General features: G+C 45.8%; 20 protein-coding genes and 1 riboswitch. Of the genes, 8 read left to right on the top strand and 12 right to left on the bottom strand.

The genetic code is table 11. The annotated features are described in order from the left end of the window. Positions 1-23 precede the first annotated feature (23 nt). The 5 genes from lpcA (at position 24) to artM (ending at position 3628) form a co-directional block, all read left to right on the top strand. A complete protein-coding gene (lpcA, locus tag HPC38_RS06270; RefSeq protein WP_208120436.1) occupies positions 24-599 on the top strand; it encodes a D-sedoheptulose 7-phosphate isomerase in 576 nt (191 codons plus the stop codon). A 182-nt stretch (positions 600-781) separates the two neighbouring features. Further along, complete coding sequence (gene artP, locus HPC38_RS06265; protein WP_208120435.1) at positions 782-1513, top strand: arginine ABC transporter ATP-binding protein ArtP; 732 nt, start codon at positions 782-784, stop codon at positions 1511-1513. Between the two features lie 25 nt (positions 1514-1538). Next, positions 1539-2261 (top strand): arginine ABC transporter substrate-binding protein, encoded by a 723-nt coding sequence (locus HPC38_RS06260; protein ID WP_208120434.1) that lies wholly within the window; start codon positions 1539-1541, stop codon positions 2259-2261. Positions 2262-2273: 12 nt separating this feature from the next. Further along, positions 2274-2945 carry an arginine ABC transporter permease ArtQ gene (gene artQ / locus HPC38_RS06255; RefSeq protein ID WP_208120433.1) on the top strand — a complete coding sequence of 224 codons (672 nt, stop codon included), beginning with the start codon at positions 2274-2276 and terminating at the stop codon, positions 2943-2945. Continuing rightward, the gene (artM, locus tag HPC38_RS06250; RefSeq protein ID WP_208120432.1) at positions 2942-3628 is read left to right on the top strand and encodes an arginine ABC transporter permease ArtM; all 687 of its coding nucleotides are present in this window, start codon (positions 2942-2944) and stop codon (positions 3626-3628) included. The genes artQ and artM overlap by 4 nt, the downstream gene beginning before the upstream one ends. Before the next feature lie 47 nt (positions 3629-3675). Here the strand turns inward: artM and HPC38_RS06245 are convergent, their stop codons facing one another. The 9 genes from HPC38_RS06245 to thrS form a co-directional block, all read right to left on the bottom strand. Beyond that, positions 3676-4452, bottom strand: coding sequence for a TPM domain-containing protein (locus HPC38_RS06245; protein ID WP_208120431.1), 777 nt, complete (start codon positions 4450-4452; stop codon positions 3676-3678). Continuing rightward, on the bottom strand, positions 4449-4904 hold the full coding sequence (locus HPC38_RS06240) for a TPM domain-containing protein (RefSeq protein ID WP_208120430.1): 456 nt from the start codon (positions 4902-4904) through the stop codon (positions 4449-4451). Before HPC38_RS06240 ends, HPC38_RS06245 begins: the two co-directional genes overlap by 4 nt. Positions 4905-4914: 10 nt before the next feature. Next, the gene (locus HPC38_RS06235) at positions 4915-5496 is read right to left on the bottom strand and encodes a LemA family protein (protein WP_208120429.1); all 582 of its coding nucleotides are present in this window, start codon (positions 5494-5496) and stop codon (positions 4915-4917) included. A gap of 86 nt (positions 5497-5582) precedes the next feature. Continuing rightward, positions 5583-6269, bottom strand: coding sequence for a hypothetical protein (locus HPC38_RS06230; RefSeq protein ID WP_208120428.1), 687 nt, complete (start codon positions 6267-6269; stop codon positions 5583-5585). A 57-nt stretch (positions 6270-6326) separates the two neighbouring features. Continuing rightward, the gene (gene rplT, locus HPC38_RS06225; RefSeq protein WP_208120427.1) at positions 6327-6680 is read right to left on the bottom strand and encodes a 50S ribosomal protein L20; all 354 of its coding nucleotides are present in this window, start codon (positions 6678-6680) and stop codon (positions 6327-6329) included. A gap of 34 nt (positions 6681-6714) precedes the next feature. After that, positions 6715-6912 carry a 50S ribosomal protein L35 gene (gene rpmI / locus HPC38_RS06220; protein WP_208118049.1) on the bottom strand — a complete coding sequence of 66 codons (198 nt, stop codon included), beginning with the start codon at positions 6910-6912 and terminating at the stop codon, positions 6715-6717. An 85-nt stretch (positions 6913-6997) separates the two neighbouring features. Continuing rightward, a complete protein-coding gene (infC, locus tag HPC38_RS06215; protein WP_328805247.1) occupies positions 6998-7528 on the bottom strand; it encodes a translation initiation factor IF-3 in 531 nt (176 codons plus the stop codon). Positions 7529-7740: 212 nt separating this feature from the next. Continuing rightward, positions 7741-8067, bottom strand: a complete 327-nt coding sequence (locus tag HPC38_RS06210; protein WP_235977671.1) for a hypothetical protein — start codon at positions 8065-8067, stop codon at positions 7741-7743. A 174-nt stretch (positions 8068-8241) separates the two neighbouring features. Next, positions 8242-10173: a threonine--tRNA ligase gene (gene thrS, locus HPC38_RS06205; protein ID WP_208120426.1), complete on the bottom strand. Its 1932-nt coding sequence runs from the start codon at positions 10171-10173 to the stop codon at positions 8242-8244. 255 nt (positions 10174-10428) lie between these two features. Here thrS and HPC38_RS06200 point away from each other — a divergent pair, with 255 nt between their 5' ends. Further along, entirely contained in the window at positions 10429-11286 is an 858-nt protein-coding gene (locus HPC38_RS06200) for a fructosamine kinase family protein (RefSeq protein WP_208120425.1), read from the top strand. A gap of 37 nt (positions 11287-11323) precedes the next feature. On the opposite strand, the gene HPC38_RS06195 is transcribed toward HPC38_RS06200, so the two are convergent. After that, the gene (locus tag HPC38_RS06195) at positions 11324-12250 is read right to left on the bottom strand and encodes a LysR family transcriptional regulator (RefSeq protein ID WP_208120424.1); all 927 of its coding nucleotides are present in this window, start codon (positions 12248-12250) and stop codon (positions 11324-11326) included. 124 nt (positions 12251-12374) lie between these two features. Between HPC38_RS06195 and metE the strand changes: the two genes are divergently transcribed. Together metE and lysC are read left to right on the top strand one after the other, a co-directional pair. Beyond that, positions 12375-14639 carry a 5-methyltetrahydropteroyltriglutamate--homocysteine S-methyltransferase gene (gene metE / locus HPC38_RS06190; protein WP_208120423.1) on the top strand — a complete coding sequence of 755 codons (2265 nt, stop codon included), beginning with the start codon at positions 12375-12377 and terminating at the stop codon, positions 14637-14639. A gap of 145 nt (positions 14640-14784) precedes the next feature. Continuing rightward, positions 14785-14950: riboswitch (Lysine riboswitch) on the top strand. Between the two features lie 73 nt (positions 14951-15023). Further along, entirely contained in the window at positions 15024-16376 is a 1353-nt protein-coding gene (lysC, locus tag HPC38_RS06185) for a lysine-sensitive aspartokinase 3 (RefSeq protein ID WP_208120422.1), read from the top strand. Positions 16377-16428: 52 nt separating this feature from the next. Here lysC and HPC38_RS06180 read toward each other — a convergent pair whose 3' ends face one another. Both HPC38_RS06180 and lolA read right to left on the bottom strand, forming a co-directional pair. Continuing rightward, on the bottom strand, positions 16429-17769 hold the full coding sequence (locus HPC38_RS06180; RefSeq protein ID WP_208120421.1) for a replication-associated recombination protein A: 1341 nt from the start codon (positions 17767-17769) through the stop codon (positions 16429-16431). A 14-nt stretch (positions 17770-17783) separates the two neighbouring features. Next, on the bottom strand, positions 17784-18395 hold the full coding sequence (gene lolA, locus HPC38_RS06175; RefSeq protein WP_208120420.1) for an outer membrane lipoprotein chaperone LolA: 612 nt from the start codon (positions 18393-18395) through the stop codon (positions 17784-17786). Positions 18396-18523 lie beyond the last annotated feature (128 nt).

Genomic DNA, 18523 nt, shown 5'->3' with positions numbered 1-18523 from the left:
GTATTTTCAACAAAGGAGAAAATATGTATTTCAATCAAATCAAAGCGGAGCTGACACAAGCGGCCGATGTGTTAAATGCGTTTTTAAATGATGACAAACATATCGAGCAAATCGAGCAGGCCGCAAAATTATTGAGCGCGAGCTTTAAACAAGGCGGCAAGGTGCTTTCTTGCGGCAATGGCGGTTCTCACTGTGATGCCATGCACTTCGCTGAAGAGCTGACAGGGCGTTATCGTGAAAATCGCCCAGGCTACCCTGCCATTGCGATATCGGATCCGAGTCATTTAAGCTGTGTGAGCAATGATTTTGGGTTTGATTTTGTCTTTTCGCGCTATATCGAAGCCGTCGGGCAACAAGATGATGTGCTGTTTGGCATTTCAACCTCGGGTAATTCGAAAAATATCCTCAACGCTATTACTGCTGCGCGCACGAAAGGCATGAAAGTTATTCTTCTAACGGGCAAAGATGGTGGGCAAATGGCGGGGCTTGCGGATGTCGAAATTCGCGTACCGCACTTTGGTTTTGCCGATCGTATTCAAGAAGTGCACATTAAAATTATTCATATTTTGATTATGCTAATTGAACAGGAAATGGCGTAATAATCAGAGATAAAAAGTACAGTTTACTTTATTTTTTATAGTGTTGCATCGCTTATTTATTCATAAAAAATGCAAATAAATGAATTTTTATGCCATGTTTAGCCTTTTTTATGAAAAATTATTTGCATAAAAAGTAAATTATCATTACTATTTAGTCACATTTATTAGCAAAGGCAGTATAGATGAGTATTCGTATTGAAAATCTCAATTTTTTCTACGGCAAAACACAAGCCCTCTTTGATATTAATTTTGAGGCTAAAAGCAGTGACATTGTCGTTCTATTAGGCTCGAGTGGTGCGGGGAAAAGTACCTTAATTCGAACCCTTAATCTGCTTGAAACACCTCAATCTGGTCAACTAACCATTGCTGGTAATGAGTTTGACTTAAGCTTAGCTAAAACTGATGTAGAAAAAATCCGAAAATTGCGTACTGATGTTGGCATGGTGTTTCAACAATACAATTTGTGGCCGCACTATACCGTCATGCAAAATTTGATTGAGGCCCCCATGAAAGTGCTTCGAATGAGTAAAGCAGATGCAATTGAACGGGCTCAACGCTTACTTAAGCGTTTACAAGTTGAAGAGCATGCTGATCGTTATCCCTTACATTTATCTGGTGGTCAGCAACAACGTGTAGCCATTGCCCGTGCACTGATGATGAAGCCTCAAGTCTTATTATTTGATGAGCCGACTGCAGCACTAGATCCAGCCATTACAGCCCAAGTCATTTCTATTATTCAGGAGTTACAAGAGTTGGGTATCACTCAGGTGATTGTTACTCACGAAGTAAACGTTGCTCGCAAAGTTGCAACCAAAGTCATTTATATGGAAAAAGGCCACATTATTGAAACTGGAGACTCAAGTTGCTTTGAAAATCCAAAAACTGAGGCCTTTGCACAATATCTATCCCACTAATAAATCTATTTATCTAGGAGATACCATGAAAAAAGTTATTTTAACCACACTTTTAGCCACAACTGCCATGAGCGCAAGCGCATTAGACATTACATTTGCAACCGAGCCAACTTATCCGCCGTTTGAAAACACCGATTCTAACGGCAAAATTGTCGGCTTTGATATTGACGTTGCTAACGCGATTTGTGCTGAAATCAAAGCAAACTGTAGCTTCCAAAATCAAGCTTTTGACAGCTTGATCCCTGGTTTAAAATTTAAACGCTTTGATGCAGCTATCTCTGCAATCGACATCACAGAAGATCGCGCGAAACAAGTCAGCTTTTCTAACCCGTACTACGATAGCTCTGCCAGCTTTATCGGCGTGAAAGGCAAAGCCACTCGTGAAAGTGCTAAAACTGTGGGCGTACAAAATGGTACAACTTTCCAACAATATGTGGCTGAAAATGATAAACAATATAAGGCCAATGCTTACGCCACACTGCAAAGTGCGGTCTTGGATTTAAAAAATGGTCGTATTGATTTAATTTTTGGTGACACCGCCGTATTAGCCGATTGGATGAAATCAGATGACAATCTTGCTTTTGCTGGTGAAAAAGTCACTGATCCGAAATTCTTCGGCACAGGCATGGGGATTGCAGTTAATAAAAGTAATACCGCACTTTTAGATGAGCTAAACAAAGGTCTAGCAGCGATCAAAGCCAACGGTGAATATCAAAAAATCTATGATAAATGGATGAGCGGAAAATAATAAGCTGGCATTATGTTTAATAACTTCCTTTCGCTGATGGGCAACGCCACCCTTATGACCATAGGGCTGGCGTTGTGTGCATTGCTATTGGGAATGGTGCTAGCCATCCTCTTTGTAGTGCTGGAAACAGCGAAATTTAAATGGTTACGGGTAAGCACCTCCGTTTTGCTTACGCTCTTTCGGGGGTTGCCTGAAATTTTGGTGGTGTTCTTGATCTATTATGGCTCTACTCAAGTGCTGTTTATGATAACAGGTGACTATGTGGAGTTTGGCGCCTTTGGCTGTGGGGTGGTTGCCCTTGCTATCATCTTCGCCGCCTATGCTTCGCAATCTCTACGAGGAGCAATTCAAGCCATTGCTCTCGGGCAATGGGAATCTGCTGCGGCATTAGGATTAACCCGTGCACAAGCCTTTATTTATATCATTATGCCACAAGTGTGGCGCCATGCGTTACCTGGGCTGAGCAATCAATGGTTAGTACTGCTCAAAGATACTGCACTGGTATCTTTAATTGGAGTCAGTGATATTATGCGTCAAGCTGAGCTGAATAACGCCAACACGCACCAACCTTTCACATGGTATGGACTGGCGGCAGTGTTGTATTTACTGATCACGATCGTCAGCAAAATGGGCATTCGTCATCTTGAGCAACGCTTTACACGTTTTGAGCGGGAGGGCGCATGATCAGCGACTATTTTTCCACTATCGCACAAGGTATTCCAACCAGTTTATTGCTCACTCTCGTATCACTGATTGTGGCGTTTGTCCTTGCCATTGTGTTCACCTTTGTTTTGGCCTCCAATTTGCGCTGGCTCAAAATGCTGGTCAATGGCTATATCACCGTGTTCACTGGCACGCCACTATTGGTGCAAATCTTTTTGATCTATGCAGGTCCTGGGCAATTTCAGTGGATTATCGACAGCCCATTTTGGCATCTGCTCTCTGATGCATGGTTTTGCGCTATGTTAGCACTGGCACTGAATTCTGCCGCCTATTCCGCCCAATTGTTCTATGGCGCAGTAAAAGCTATTCCAAAAAGCCAATGGGAAGGCACTGCGGCACTGGGCTTAAGTCGCTGGCAGACCTTGCGCATCTTGGTGCCGTTCGCCCTTAAACGTGCGCTGCCGTCATATACCAATGAAATCATCTTGGTGTTCAAAGGCACATCACTAGCCTCGACCATCACGATTATGGATATCATGGGCTATGCTCGTCAGCTTTATGGCACACAATACGACGCTTTGCTGATCTACGGTTTAGCTGGGGTGATTTATCTCGTCATCACCGCCATTGCCACTGTGCTACTGCGTTATCTAGAAAATTATGTATTGCGGTTTGAACGGTTAGAAACTAGCAAAGCTAACTGATGATTACCTAAAATAAAAGTGCGGTTTTTCGGACCGCACTTTTTATTTTACCAATTACCGCCAGCACCACCGCCGCCGAATCCACCACCACCGAATCCGCCGCCGCCACCAAAGCCGCCTCCGCCGAAGCCGCCGCCAAAACCACCACCAAATCCGCCACGGTCATGGCGAGAGCGAGAGCGTCTTAGCGCACTTTCCACATTGCTTGGGCTGACATAAACGCTGCGATGCCCACGCAAAATTTGAATAAACACAAAGAAAATAAACAGCTGCACTGCTAGGCCAAAAATCCAACCTGCTATGTTGTCATCATCTTCTACTTTTTGTGGTGCATACTCACCAACGCTGGCTTTCATGATGGCTTGCAAACCGTTCGCAATGCCTTGAAAATAATTGCCTTGCTTAAATTGCGGCGTGATTTCATGACGAATGAGCTGTGAGAGCAACGCATCGGGCAGCGCACCTTCCAGCCCACGCCCTGTGGCGATAAACATTTTGCGATCGTTTTTGGCAATCAGCATCAGTACGCCATTATCCAAATTTTTGCGCCCAACACCCCAGTGATCACCTAACGCAAAAGCATATTCCGAAATATCATTATCCCCGACACTTGGGAGCATCACCACCGTGATTTGCGAGCTGGTCTTACGGCTATAATCTTGTAAATAACTTTCTAACGTTTGTGCTTGCGCCGCTGTCAATGTGTGAGTGTAATCATTAACATAACGAAATGGCTTAGGCACGTTTGGAAAGTCATACGCCGCCTGTGCAACACAAGCGACAAAAGCAAGGAGCAACAGCAAAGTGCGGTAAAATAATCTCATCGAATAACCACCTCATTGGGCAATTCATTGACATCACCATCCTGATAAGGGAAATGCACCGCCAACTTATCACCAATCATCGCAATAGCTTGGCTAATACCTTGCGTAAGCGCATCAACGCTGGCGTGTTGCGAAATCACATCGCAACACTGCTGCCAGAAATCCGCCTGCACAAAACGATCAATGCCATAGTCACCAATCACCGCACATTGCCGTTGATTAAGCACCACATAAATCAACACCCCATTATGGGCGGCAGTTTGTTGCATACCAAGTTCATTGAATACTTGCTCAGCACGCGCCACAACAGGACTTTCATGTGCAAGCACATCACTAAACTTAGCATTTTTTTCAATAACCACACGCAACTCCGCCGAGGTGCGATTTTCTAGCATCGCAATAGCAGACTCTACCGCTTGGCTGTCAATAGCTGATTTAGCAAATAAAGGCATAACCGCACTTTTAGTTAAAGTTCACGACAGGTGCGTTTTCAGAGCCTGCTTGCGCTTTGAAATACGGTTTATCTTTAAAGCCAAACAGCATTGCCACCAATTTGGTTGGGAATTGGCGCACTTTTTGGTTGTATTCTTTCGCAGCGGCATTGAAATCGTTACGTGCTTTATTAATGCGGTTTTCAGTGCCTTCAAGCTGAGCTTGCAGGTTTAAAAAGCCCTCATTGGCGCGTAATTCTGGGTAACGCTCAACAGTGACCAACAAACGCGACAATGCTGAGCTAACCTCACCTTGGTTTTGTTGGAATTGATTTAATTGCTCTTGCGTCATATTCGCTGGATCAATTTGTGTTTGTGACGCTTTAGAGCGAGCATCAACCACGGCGGTTAACGTTTCACGCTCAAAATTGGCCTGCCCTTTCACGGTGTTAACCAAATTCGGAATTAATTCAGCGCGGCGTTGATATTGGGTTTCCACATTCGCCCACACAGAGTTAATCTGCTCTTCCGCGCGCACTAAGCCGTTGTAGCTTGACATCAACGTGAAGCCAGCAATCACCGCGATGACAATAATAACCAACCATTTTTTCATGATATTTCCTTAAAATAAAAAGCACTTATCAAAGTGCGGTTAAGTCAAAACCCTATTGTGCGTAAGTTTTGCTAAAAATGCAATGACTACTCTACGACACAATCTTGCAGGACCGCCTTGTCATCATCTAATGATAACAATGAATACACCTGCGATTGCATTAAATTGCCATTATCCAGTGTACCTAGGCTTAACATATAATGCTCATTGGCATAAACAGGATTATTTGGCTGACTGTATTTCCCAGATTGGATTAATTTTAATGATTTACCTTGCCAATTCAACCCAACCGCACTTTTACCTTCTTCCAACAAAAAGTGTACTGGTAAAAATTGTGCATTACTGCAGCGGTAATTTATCTGCATTGGCGGGAACACGTTTGGCTCCGTGACATTCTCAATTTTAAAACGGACAGCGTAATGAAATGTGTCTTTAGAATGGGTGCGTGCAAATTGTCGGTTAAGCACCGCTCGCCATTCATACATGCCCGTATAAGGCAGCACTTGATAACGCCCAGATAAAATTTGCTCAACATTATGCTTGATGGGCAACAGCGCGTACTCCACAGGTGAATCAACGAGATTCGCGACGGTCAATAATTGCCCTTTTTTCGCCCAAAAACGATACACCTTGCTATTATTTGCTTGAATATCACCGACTAACTGCGCACTCGAGCTGCCTTTAGCAAAATGAATCGGCTCAAACGCCTCTCCCCACACGGCAAATGACAGCGTACCGAAACTTGCTAACATAATAATTTGTCTTAATCGCATAAAAACTCCATAAAAAAAGGAACGGCAAGCGTTCCTTTTTATCACTTGAAAATCAAGTTATAGTGCAGATTTTGCTTTTTCAACCAAAGCAGCGAAAGCCACTTTATCGAATACAGCAATGTCTGCCAAAATTTTACGGTCGATTTCAACAGAGGCTTTTTTCAAACCATTGATGAAACGGCTGTATGACAATCCGTTTTGACGAGCCGCTGCGTTGATACGCGCGATCCACAATTGACGGAATTGACGTTTACGTTGACGACGGTCACGGTAAGCATATTGACCTGCTTTGATAACCGCTTGGAAAGCAACGCGATACACGCGTGAACGTGCACCATAATAACCTTTAGCAGCCTTAAGAACTTTCTTATGACGAGCTCTAGCAACAACACCACGTTTTACACGGGCCATAGGGAATCTCCTTGAATATTTTAACTAAGATGAACTAGACGTACGGCAAACAAGCAACGACTAATACTTGGTCTGATTTTGCAACCATGGATTTGTGGCGCAAATGACGTTTACGTTTAGTTGATTTCTTGGTCAAAATATGACGCAAGTGAGATTGTTTACGCTTAAAACCGCCAGAAGCTGTTTTTTTGAAACGCTTCGCAGCACCGCGTACTGTTTTAATTTTTGGCATAATTTGGATAACTCCGCATTGTATGTTAATCAAACAAGATAATCAGGCGTAAAAGTGCGGTTGCACTCTTAACTTGCAAGCCTCATTACTTTTTCTTAGGGGCAAGCACCATCACCATTTGACGGCCTTCCAGTTTTGATGGAGCGGACTCCACCACGGCGATGTCTGCGAGATCGTTTTTTACACGCTCAAGCAGATCGACCCCGATTTGTTGATGGGCCATTTCACGTCCGCGAAAGCGGATAGTGATTTTGGTTTTATCCCCATCTTCGAGGAAACGAGTCAGGCTGCGTAGTTTTACCTGATAGTCACCCTCGTCTGTACCAGGTCGGAATTTGATTTCCTTGACCTGAACAACTTTTTGCTTTTTCTTTTGCTCTTTGGCAATTTTACTTTTTTCGTAGAGGAATTTACCGTAGTTCATAATGCGGCACACAGGTGGCTCCGCATTCGGGCTGATTTCCACTAAATCAAGCGCGGCAGCTTCCGCTTTGTCCAACGCTTCTTGAATATCGACAATCCCAACTTGCTCGCCTTCGGCGTCAATCAAACGAACTTCTTTCACTTTGATTTCATCATTAATACGATTCGGGCGGTTTGTTTGAACTCTTTTCACAGTCTTAATAATCTCATTCCTTTACTAGTCAAATAATCGTCGCCTTCAAAAAGACAACAGCGATCCGCTTTTAGAAAAAGCATAACGTGTGGATTATACGCACTCTTCAAGTGATTTGCAAGCGCTGACCGCACTTTGCTTTCGTGGGCTATCAGAATACAAGGCAGATGCTGACAATCTTTTATTCCCAGTACTCATAAAAGAGTTCCTTATTAGAAATTATAATATTGCTGTAAATAGTCGTCTAATTTTGCATCATTATCTGTATCTCCAACGCTTTTATAACCACCAGCAAGATATGCAGGATAAAGCCCATAAACATCTTGAACTGAAGCTATAATTTTATGAATTATCGGATCATAGTACAGATAATAAGTTGCACCAAAAACACAGCCCCCAAAGCTTTTTCTATCCTTTCGATTATAATGATTATATAAAATAATACGTGTTTTTTCATCCATAAACCTGACCTCATAAATTCGCCCTTCAAACTCCAGCGTTTTAGGAAATTGAACATCGCTATGTTCAACATCTTGCAAAGATCTCCACTCTAATGGTGGAGTCGAAGGAGTTGCAACGGTAAATAAAAAAGATAGGCAAAGAACAAACAGACGAAATGCCTTGGTTTACATTTGGATAAAAAAATTCAATAACTTGTTCATAGTTTATTCTTCGCAATAAAAAAGCAAGCCCAAGGCTTGCTTTTTCTCTCACTACTCTTCGCCAGTCAGCTTGAGTTCACGGTTGTGGACTTGTTGTTTGAGTTGTTCCACAAACTCATCCACAGCAATGGCGCCGAGATCTTTACCTTTGCGAGTGCGCACGGCGATTTTGCCTTCCGCCATCTCTTTGTCACCGCACACGAGCATATACGGCACGCGTTGCAAGGTGTGTTCGCGGATTTTGAAGCCAATTTTTTCATTGCGTAGGTCGGTTTTTACCCGCAAGCCTGCGTCAGAGAGTTTTTTCGCCACTTGGTGCACATAATCTGATTGGCTGTCGGTAATGTTCATCACCACCGCTTGGGTTGGCGCCAGCCACGCTGGGTAGAAGCCCGCGTATTCTTCGGTGATGATACCGATAAAGCGCTCTAGGGAGCCTAAGATCGCACGGTGAATCATCACCGGAGTTCTGCGCTCGTTGTCTTCCGCCACATAAGAGGCATTCAAGCGGCCAGGCAGCGCAAAGTCGAGCTGGATAGTGCCGCATTGCCATTCACGATCAAGGCAGTCGTGCAGTGTGAATTCAATTTTCGGGCCATAGAACGCACCTTCACCCTCTTGAATTTCAAATTGCAAGCCATTGTGCTCAAGCGCGGCGGCAAGGTCAGCCTCTGCCTTGTCCCACATTTCATCACTGCCGATGCGCGATTCTGGGCGAGTGGAGAGCTTGACGTCGATGTCTTTAAAGCCAAAGGTGCTGTAAATGTCGTACACCATTTTGATGCACGAGGTCACCTCGCCTTCCACTTGCTCTTCAGTACAGAAAATATGCGCATCATCTTGGGTGAAACCGCGCACACGCATCAAGCCGTGCAGTGAGCCTGATGGTTCATTGCGGTGACATGAGCCAAACTCTGCCATGCGCAGTGGCAAATCGCGGTAGGATTTCAAGCCTTGGTTGAAAATTTGCACGTGCCCTGGGCAGTTCATCGGCTTGATGGCATATTCACGGTTTTCCGATGAGGTAGTGAACATTAAATCACCGTAGTTTTGCCAGTGGCCTGTGCGCTCCCACAATACGCGGTCCATCATAAAGGGGCCTTTCACTTCTTGATAGTCGTATTGTTTCAACTTGGTGCGTACAAAAGTTTCCAACTCACGGAAAATCGTCCAGCCGTTATTGTGCCAAAACACCATACCAGGTGCTTCTTCTTGCATGTGGTAAAGGTCAAGTGCTTTACCGATTTTGCGGTGATCCCGTTTGGCCGCCTCTTCTAGGCGTTGCAAATAGGCAGAAAGTTGTTTTTTATCCGCCCATGCGGTGCCGTAAATGCGTTGCAGCATTTTGTTGTCTGAATTGCCACGCCAGTAAGCGCCTGCCACTTTTTGCAGTTTGAAATGATGACAGAATTTCATGTTCGGCACGTGTGGGCCACGGCACATATCAATATATTCTTGGTGATGATAAAGCGCTGGAGTGGCATCTTTTGGAATATTTTCATCCAAGATCGCCAGTTTATACTCTTCACCACGCGCTTTAAATGTGTCGTAAGCTTTTTGCCAGTCAACCACTTCTTTCACCACGTCGTAGTCGGTTTTTGCCAACTCAAGCATGCGTTTTTCAAGTGCCTCGATATCTTCAGCGGTCAAAGAACGGTCGAGATCCACATCATAATAAAAGCCATTGTCAATCGTCGGTCCAATCGCCATTTTCACATCTGGGAAGAGCTGCTTGATGGCATGCCCCAATAAGTGCGCACAAGAGTGGCGGATGATTTCTAAACCGTCTTCGTCTTTGGCGGTGATGATTTCCAATGTGCTGTCATCGGTGATGAGATCGCAAGCGTCTTTGCGCTCGCCATTCACACGCCCTGCAATGCAGGCTTTGGCTAAGCCGCTGCCAATGCTGGCGGCAACGTCATAAATGGAAACAGCATGCTCAAATTCACGTTTTGAGCCATCGGGTAAAGTAATAACTGGCATAAAATATCCTTTTACAGTGGTCACCCCTACGTAAGGCAACTTGTGGTTGAAAAAATGATCACAGCTTGCACGGCCTTGACCCACAATGTCGAGGCAAGCACAAGCCAATAGGGGCAATAGTATAGCACCATTTTTGCCCAACCGCACTTTTATTGAGAGCTGGATCACAAAAGTGCGGTTTGCTTTAGGAAATCCGCCTTTTACAGTGATAAATGGGATACAATAAGACTAGAATAATAGCCATGGGGGTGGATTATGTGGAAAGCCATTTCGCAATTGCTAGCCGATCAACTCGGTGCATATTATTCCATTAAAACCAAAGAGGCGGTGCAAGACGGCGAGCAACACCACGCGTGGGTGATTGACGACGGCACGCTACCCGTGTTTGTGAAAGCCAACGACCGCACTTTTCGCGCCACTTTTCGCGCCGAAGCCGATCAGCTTGAAGCACTGGCTGCGACCAAAACCGTTCGCGTGCCACGCGTTTACGGCGTAGGCTGCTCAGAAAACAGCAGCTTTATTGTGATGGAATATCTTCCACTTTCCCCAATTTCTGCTAAAAACCAAAAAGCGCTTGGTCGTAAACTAGCCCAATTACATAGCCATAGCACAACGGATAGCTATGGTTTTGACTACGACACTTGGCTCGGGCCAGTTTACCAACCTAACGCTTGGCGTAAAAACTGGAGCACCTTTTTTGCGGAAAATCGTATCGGTTGGCAGTTGCAATTGTGCAAAGAACAAGGCATTCATTTTGGCAATTTTGAAAACATTATCTCAGCGGTGAGTTTTCACCTTGCCAAACATCAACCAAAACCTGCACTTTTACATGGCGCATTTTATGCCAAAAATCGTGGAGTGAGTGACGACGACATAGTACTATTTGACCCTGCTTGTTATTGGGGTGATCATGAGTGTGATTTAGCGCTCAATGCATTGTTTGAGAGTGATCTTGATGCGTTTTATCAAGGCTACAGTGACATTTGCCCAATCGATCAAGGCTATGCTTATCGCCAGACCATTTATCAATTGTATTATCTACTCAATTTTAGTCACCGTTTTGGGGGCGACTATATTGAACGCGCAATGGAAAATATCGAATTAATCAGCTAAAAGACAGAAAGTGCGGTCAAAAACCGCACTTTGCATTTTAATCCAGTGGTGCAAGCCCTGGTAGGCTGGCGAAACTTTTGGCTTTAACCGTGTGGTAAAAATCCTGCATAAATGCGCGCTCAGCATCAGTTTCACGCATCGCAGCATAAAGCTGGCTGAACAAGCCTTTGCGAGTGATTTTGCGCGCCACCACATAACCTCGTTCAAGATACGGCAACACCGCCCAATACGGTAGCGCGGCCACGCCACGTCGGCTCGCCACCAATTGAATAATGGCAATGGTCAGCTCGCTGGTGCGCCGCTCTGGGCGGATGCCTTTCGGGCTGAGCACTTTGCGCACCAAATCCAGCATGTCATCAGGCACAGGATAGGTGATCAAGGTTTCATCAATAAAATCCTCCGCCTGCCAAGTGTTTTTATTGGCTAGCGGATGATCTTTACTGCAAAGCCCGACCATTTCATAGGCAAAGAGTGGTTTATGTACAATACCTGGCGTTTCTTCAATTTCAGACACAATCGCCATGTCCGAGCGGTGTGTCAGCAAAAGCCCAATGGCATCAGTGTGAAAACCTGACACAATATCCAGCTCTACCAACGGCCAGTGTTGACGAAAGGCGTCCATCGCGGGCATCAACCAGTCAAAGCAGGTGTGGCACTCCACCGCAATGCGCAGCTCCCCTGCATCACCTTCCTTCACCCGCACAATGTCGAGCTCCGCCTCGGCAATTTTCGGCAAAATGTCGTAGGCCAATTTGATCAGGCGCTCGCCGGCGGCGGTGAAATGCAACGGCTGGGTTTTGCGCTCAAACAGTGTTAAGCCGTATTGCTCTTCAAGCTGTTTGATTTGATGCGACAGTGCAGATTGCGTAAGGTACACTCGCTGTGCGGCAAGCGAAACACTACCCGCCTCTTTCAGAGCAACTAAGGTTTTCAAATGGCGTAGTTCTAAAAATATCGGCTTCATTAATCAAATTCATAGTTATGTGAAAATTATGATGTTGCATAATACCCTAAAATCTTGCATTCTGCATCACAGATAGACATTTAGACGTCTATTTGAGATTAAAAAAATAAAACTGGAGAAAACTATGACGACATTTCATTTAAGCGGCTTTCCGCGTGTGGGTGCAAAACGTGAATTAAAATTCGCGCAAGAACGTTATTGGCGCAAAGAATTGGGTGAGCAAGATTTATTGGATCTCGCCAAAGCGCTGCGTGAGAAAAACTGGAAACACCAAGCCGAGGCGAACGCAGACTACGTCGCTGTAGCTGATTTTACCTTTTATGATCATATTTTAGATCTACAAGTGGCCACTGGCGCCATCCCAGCGCGTTTTGGATTCGACAGCCAAAAATTGACGTTAGAGCAATTTTTCGAGCTGGCGCGCGGCAACAAAACTCAGCACGCGATTGAAATGACAAAATGGTTCGACACTAACTATCACTACCTTGTGCCAGAATTTTTAAAAGACACCGAATTTAAAGCCAATCCAGCGCATTATATGCAACAAGTGCAAGAAGCCAAAGCGCTCGGCTTAACCCCGAAAGCGACCTTGGTAGGCCCAATTTCATTCTTATTCTTGGGTAAAGAAAAAGGTAAAGAGGCGTTTGACCGTTTATCATTGTTACCAAAACTGTTACCTGTGTACGCTGAAATCCTAAGTGCTGTTGCCGAGGCTGGCTGCGAGTGGATTCAAATCGATGAGCCAATTTTGGCCGTTGACTTGCCACAAGCGTGGCTAGATGCCTTCAAAGACACTTACTCACAACTCAGCAAAGTGGATGCTAAATTATTGCTTGCGACATATTTCGGCTCAGTTGCTGAACACGCGGCTTTACTGAAAAGTTTGCCAGTGGACGGCTTGCACCTGGATTTGGTGCGCGCGCCTGAACAAATTGATGCGTTCAAAGACTACGACAAAGTCCTGTCTGCGGGCGTGATCGACGGACGTAATATCTGGCGTGCGAATTTAAATGCGGTGCTTGATGTGCTTGAGCCATTAAAAGCACAATTGGGTGACCGCTTATGGATTGCCCCAAGCTGCTCATTGTTGCATGTGCCGTATGATTTATCGGTTGAAACCAAATTGGATCAAGATCTCTACTCATGGCTTGCCTTCTGCTTGCAAAAAGTTGATGAATTGCGTGTGTTGAAAACCGCACTTAATGAAGGCCGCGCGGCAGTACAATCTGAATTAGACGCCAGCCAAGCAGCTGCGGATGCGCGTGCAAGCTCTAAAGCAATTCACCGCCCAGAAGTGGCTGCCCGCTTGAAAGATTTGCCAGCTAATGCAGATCAACGTAAATCTCCATTTGCACAGCGTATCAAATTACAGCAAGAGTGGTTAAAACTTCCATTATTGCCAACCACCAATATCGGTTCATTCCCGCAAACAACCGAGATTCGCCAAGCCCGTGCGGCCTTCAAAAAAGGCACATTGTCGGCTGAAGACTATGAAGCAGCGATGAAAAAAGAGATCGCTTATGTGGTCGAACAACAAGAGAAATTGGATCTTGATGTGTTAGTTCACGGTGAAGCCGAACGTAACGATATGGTGGAATACTTCGGTGAATTGCTCGATGGCTACGCCTTCACTAAATTTGGTTGGGTGCAAAGCTACGGTAGCCGCTGTGTTAAACCACCGATTATTTTTGGTGACGTAGTGCGCCCAGAGCCGATGACAGTATCTTGGTCAACCTATGCGCAAAGCCTGACTAAAAAACCAATGAAAGGCATGCTCACAGGCCCAGTTACCATGCTGCAATGGTCATTTGTGCGCAACGACATTCCGCGTTCACAAGTTTGTAAACAAATCGGTTTAGCATTGAATGACGAAGTGCTTGATCTTGAAAAAGCGGGCATCAAAGTCATTCAAATTGATGAGCCAGCCATTCGTGAAGGCTTGCCACTCAAACGTGCTGATTGGGATGAATACCTTAAATGGGCAACTGAAGCGTTCCGTTTGACGTCACACGGTGCAGAAGACTCCACTCAAATTCACACCCACATGTGTTATTCTGAGTTCAACGACATTCTGCCAGCGATTGCCTCAATGGATGCCGATGTGATCACCATCGAAACCTCACGTTCAGATATGGAACTGCTCACCGCCTTTGGTGACTTCAAATATCCAAACGACATTGGCCCAGGGGTTTACGACATCCACAGCCCGCGCGTACCACAAGCCAGCGAGATTGAGCATCTATTGCGCAAAGCCTTAGATGTTATTCCAGCTGAACGCCTATGGGTCAACCCAGACTGCGGCTTAAAAACTCGTGCTTGGCCTGAAACCAACGCCGCGTTAGAAGTGATGGTAAGCGTGACCAAACAATTACGTAAAGAGTTGAACTAACCAACCAAAACACAACCTCAAAGCCACTGCTTGCAGTGGCTTTTTTTGATCAAAAAGGTAAAGTGCGGTTTTTCGCCAGTTGAATCACTTTTGTATTGACAACTCACGGATAAAACGTTATTTCTATACAGGTTCACGTTTGCGAGTGAACAGAAGAGGCGCAACGGTCAGGCAGTTATCTCAACGCGTCGGGCGGAGATAATCAGGGGAACGTTGCCGAGGTGAGTGATATCCGACAATATCATTTATCGGCTGCTAGGGCTGAATCCCTAGGGCTGTCATCACGCTTGTGATGGAGTGCTTCAATCTCATCAACCGCACTTTCCTTTCTGTTTACGCAATCTATAACAACATTATTTATCGTTTAACTTTACAGGAAATTTTATGTCACATCTTTCAGTTGCAAAATTTGGCGGCACCAGTGTTGCCAACTACCCTGCCATGCAAGCCTGTGCTCGCATTGTCATTAATGATCCTAACACCCGTGTAGTGGTGCTCTCCGCCTCTGCTGGCGTCACTAATATTTTAGTTGAACTGGCCAACGGCTGTGATGCCGCCCGACGTGAAGAACTACTTGCACAATTACACCAAATTCAGTATGCCATTTTAGATGAAATTAAAGACAATCACGCTATTTGTACTGACATTGACCGCCTATTAGCAAACATCAAAGGCCTTGCGGAAGCTGCTAGCCTTGCCACATCACCTGCATTGACCGATGAGTTGATTAGCCATGGTGAGATGATGTCAACCAAGATTTTTATTGAAATCCTACACGAACTCAATACCCGTGCTACTTGGGTGGATGTGCGCCAACTGGTCGCTACCAATAGTCACTACGGTAAAGCTGCACCTGATGATGCCAAAACCCAGAAAAACTGTGACAACATCTTAAAACCCTTGATCGATCAAGGCGAACTGGTGATCACGCAAGGTTTCATTGGGCGTGATGAATTAGGTAAAACCACCACTCTCGGTCGCGGTGGTAGTGACTATTCTGCTGCACTTTTAGCCGAAATGCTTAACGCTAAAGATGTACTGATTTGGACTGATGTGCCAGGCATCTACACTACCGACCCACGCATTGTGCCACAAGCGCAAAAAATTGATACCATGAGCTTTGCTGAAGCCGCCGAAATGGCAACCTTTGGTGCAAAAGTGCTACACCCTGCCACCTTGCTGCCTGCGGTGCGCAGTAATATTCCTGTTTATGTTGGTTCAAGTAAAGCGCCAGAAGCGGGTGGCACTTGGGTGACACGCGATCCGCAACCGCGCCCAACCTTCCGCGCCATTGCGCTGCGCCGTGATCAAACACTCCTCACGCTGACCAGCCTGAGTATGCTGCACGCACAAGGCTTTTTAGCCAATGTCTTTGCAATTTTAGCGAAATACAAAATCTCAGTTGACACCGTGACCACGTCCGAAGTGAGCGTTGCAGTGACGCTGGATAAAACAGGTTCAGCCTCTTCAGGCGCATCAATGCTATCTAGCGAATTGATGGACGCATTAAGTGAAGTGTGCCATGTTAAGGTGGACTCAGGGCTAGATTTGGTTGCGTTAATCGGCAACGACTTGCACCTGACATCAGGTGTGGCAAAACGCCTGTTCACCACCCTTGAGCCATATAATGTGCGAATGATCGGCTATGGCGCCAGCACCAACAATGTCTGCCTACTGGTACCAAGCGAACACGCTAATGAAATTGTGGTAAAATTGCACAGCGAATTATTTGAATAAGAGTGCGGTTGCCGCAGAAAATAGAAAATCAAACCGCACGTTAAAGTGCGGTTTATTTTGAGTAGCGTTTGGTGTCGCTGTTTTCGTCCAGCGCATTGAGCCAATCGAGTTTTTGTTTGATTTTTGCTTCCATGCCTCGCTCGGTGGGGAAATAGAGCTGGGTGTCGGCAAGCTCAGGGGGGAAATAATTCTCGCCTGCGGCATACGCGTGTTCTTCGTGGTGGGCATAGCGGTATTCTGCGCCAAAGCCAAGATCTTTCATCAGTCGCGTTGGCGCATTACGCAGGTGCGCGGGCACATCAAAATCAGGGCTTTCAAGGGCGAGCTGCTTGGCGGCTTTAAACGCCGTATGCACCGCATTACTTTTCGGTGCAACCGCAAGATAGACTATCGCCTGCGCTATGGCGCGCTCACCTTCATACGCCCCCACGCGGGTGAAACAATCCCACGCGGCAATGGCCACTTGCATCGCGCGCGGGTCTGCATTGCCGACATCTTCAGAGGCGATAGCGAGCAGCCGCCGCGCCACATAAAGCGGGTCGCCCCCTGCTGTAATAATGCGTGCATACCAATAAAGTGCGGCATCAGGCGCTGAACCACGCACCGATTTATGCAGCGCAGAGATAAGATCGTAATAACGATCACCTTGTTTATCAAACCGCGCTTGTCGCTCGCCAAGCACATCTGTGAGCAGTTGTACACTCAAGTGTTTAGCACCTTGTTGCTCTAGCGCCATATCAAGCATCAATTCAAGGCAGTTCAGGGCAAGACGCGCATCACCGTTGACATAATCCGCCAGCATGGTCAGCACATTTTCATCCATAGTGATCGCCTGTCCACCATAACCGCACTTTTCATCACTTAATGCCCGTTCAAGCACTTGCAAAATGGCCTGACTATCCAGCCCTTTTAGACGATACACCCGTGCACGGGATAAAATCGCGCTGTTGAGCTCAAAAGAGGGGTTTTCGGTGGTCGCACCGATAAAAATAATAGTGCCGTCTTCAATATAGGGCAAAAAAGCATCTTGCTGGCTTTTATTGAAGCGATGGACTTCATCAACAAATAAAATGGTGCGTTTATCACAAGTGCGGTTGTGCTGTGCTTTTTCAATCGCAGCGCGTATTTCTTTTACCCCTGAGATGACCGCAGAAATGCGCTCCACTTCCGCTTGAATGCGCTGCGCCATAATCTCCGCTAATGTCGTTTTGCCCGTGCCAGGCGGCCCCCACAAAATCATGGAATGAATAAAGCCTGCCTCAATGGCGCGCCGCAACGGCTTATCAGGTGCTAAAAGATGTTCTTGCCCGTAGTAATGATCCAGCGTTTGTGGGCGCATTCTCGCTGCCAGCGGGCGGAAATCAGGGGCGAAGTCGAAGGTTAAATTGCTCATCACCGCACTTTTGATTAACGTTGGTCGTCTAATTCCACGCCTTTTGGCACTTTAAAGCTAAATACACTTGCGTCAATCGGTAAATTGTTGATATTACGCAATTGATACAAATTAGCTTGCCCATCTTGCTCAACGGTGCTGAAATTTTTCAGCAAGCCGTTAGCATCAATGCGAATCTGGAATTTTTTAATATTACTATTTTTCGCCTTTGGCACCAGTGTGAAATTATCGCCCTGTTGGCTCACTTGGTACTGCTGCCATTTAGCAGGATCATTGGTGGTGAGCAAAATAAATGGCGTATTGACAATGGCATCGGTCACTTTTTTTGCCGTCACTTGTTGCACAAAAGGATCGTAATACCACAAGGTTTTACCATCTGCGATGATGTGCGTTTCTTGCGGCGCTTTGGTATCTAAACGAAATAAATTCGGGCGTTTGACTTGAAACTTACCGCTGCCTTCTTGTACCAGCTTGCCTTGCGCGGTGGTCACACGCTGAGCAAAATCTGCTTTGTATGATGACACCTGCGACAAACGCTGTTGCAAATCACCCGCTGCATCTGCCAACGCAACACTGGAAATCGCCCCCAATGCGAGCGCAAACATGGCTTTATTCATCACTTTCATAACTATCCTCTTGGTTACCTCTTAGCTGCTTAGACCGCACTTTGACGTTGAAGTTTCTTAGATGTCGCTGCGCGGCGCTAAAATCTCGCGCTTGCCATTGGTTGGCGCAGAGACAATCCCCTGTGCTT

Source organism: Spirabiliibacterium pneumoniae (assembly GCF_014884995.1).
In the GTDB taxonomy this organism is placed as follows: Bacteria; Pseudomonadota; Gammaproteobacteria; order Enterobacterales; family Pasteurellaceae; genus Spirabiliibacterium; species Spirabiliibacterium pneumoniae.
This window is presented reverse-complemented; position numbering and strand designations above follow the sequence as displayed.

Bases quoted from the DNA above. Each gene is read 5' to 3' on its own strand.
- lpcA (WP_208120436.1), top strand. From the start codon at position 24: ATGTATTTCAATCAAATCAAAGCGGAGCTGACACAAGCGGCCGATGTG.
- artP (WP_208120435.1), top strand. From the start codon at position 782: ATGAGTATTCGTATTGAAAATCTCAATTTTTTCTACGGCAAAACACAA.
- HPC38_RS06260 (WP_208120434.1), top strand. From the start codon at position 1,539: ATGAAAAAAGTTATTTTAACCACACTTTTAGCCACAACTGCCATGAGC.
- artQ (WP_208120433.1), top strand. From the start codon at position 2,274: ATGTTTAATAACTTCCTTTCGCTGATGGGCAACGCCACCCTTATGACC.
- artM (WP_208120432.1), top strand. From the start codon at position 2,942: ATGATCAGCGACTATTTTTCCACTATCGCACAAGGTATTCCAACCAGT.
- HPC38_RS06245 (WP_208120431.1), bottom strand. From the start codon at position 4,452: ATGAGATTATTTTACCGCACTTTGCTGTTGCTCCTTGCTTTTGTCGCT.
- HPC38_RS06240 (WP_208120430.1), bottom strand. From the start codon at position 4,904: ATGCCTTTATTTGCTAAATCAGCTATTGACAGCCAAGCGGTAGAGTCT.
- HPC38_RS06235 (WP_208120429.1), bottom strand. From the start codon at position 5,496: ATGAAAAAATGGTTGGTTATTATTGTCATCGCGGTGATTGCTGGCTTC.
- HPC38_RS06230 (WP_208120428.1), bottom strand. From the start codon at position 6,269: ATGCGATTAAGACAAATTATTATGTTAGCAAGTTTCGGTACGCTGTCA.
- rplT (WP_208120427.1), bottom strand. From the start codon at position 6,680: ATGGCCCGTGTAAAACGTGGTGTTGTTGCTAGAGCTCGTCATAAGAAA.
- rpmI (WP_208118049.1), bottom strand. From the start codon at position 6,912: ATGCCAAAAATTAAAACAGTACGCGGTGCTGCGAAGCGTTTCAAAAAA.
- thrS (WP_208120426.1), bottom strand. From the start codon at position 10,173: ATGCCAGTTATTACTTTACCCGATGGCTCAAAACGTGAATTTGAGCAT.
- HPC38_RS06200 (WP_208120425.1), top strand. From the start codon at position 10,429: ATGTGGAAAGCCATTTCGCAATTGCTAGCCGATCAACTCGGTGCATAT.
- HPC38_RS06195 (WP_208120424.1), bottom strand. From the start codon at position 12,250: ATGAAGCCGATATTTTTAGAACTACGCCATTTGAAAACCTTAGTTGCT.
- metE (WP_208120423.1), top strand. From the start codon at position 12,375: ATGACGACATTTCATTTAAGCGGCTTTCCGCGTGTGGGTGCAAAACGT.
- lysC (WP_208120422.1), top strand. From the start codon at position 15,024: ATGTCACATCTTTCAGTTGCAAAATTTGGCGGCACCAGTGTTGCCAAC.
- HPC38_RS06180 (WP_208120421.1), bottom strand. From the start codon at position 17,769: ATGAGCAATTTAACCTTCGACTTCGCCCCTGATTTCCGCCCGCTGGCA.
- lolA (WP_208120420.1), bottom strand. From the start codon at position 18,395: ATGAAAGTGATGAATAAAGCCATGTTTGCGCTCGCATTGGGGGCGATT.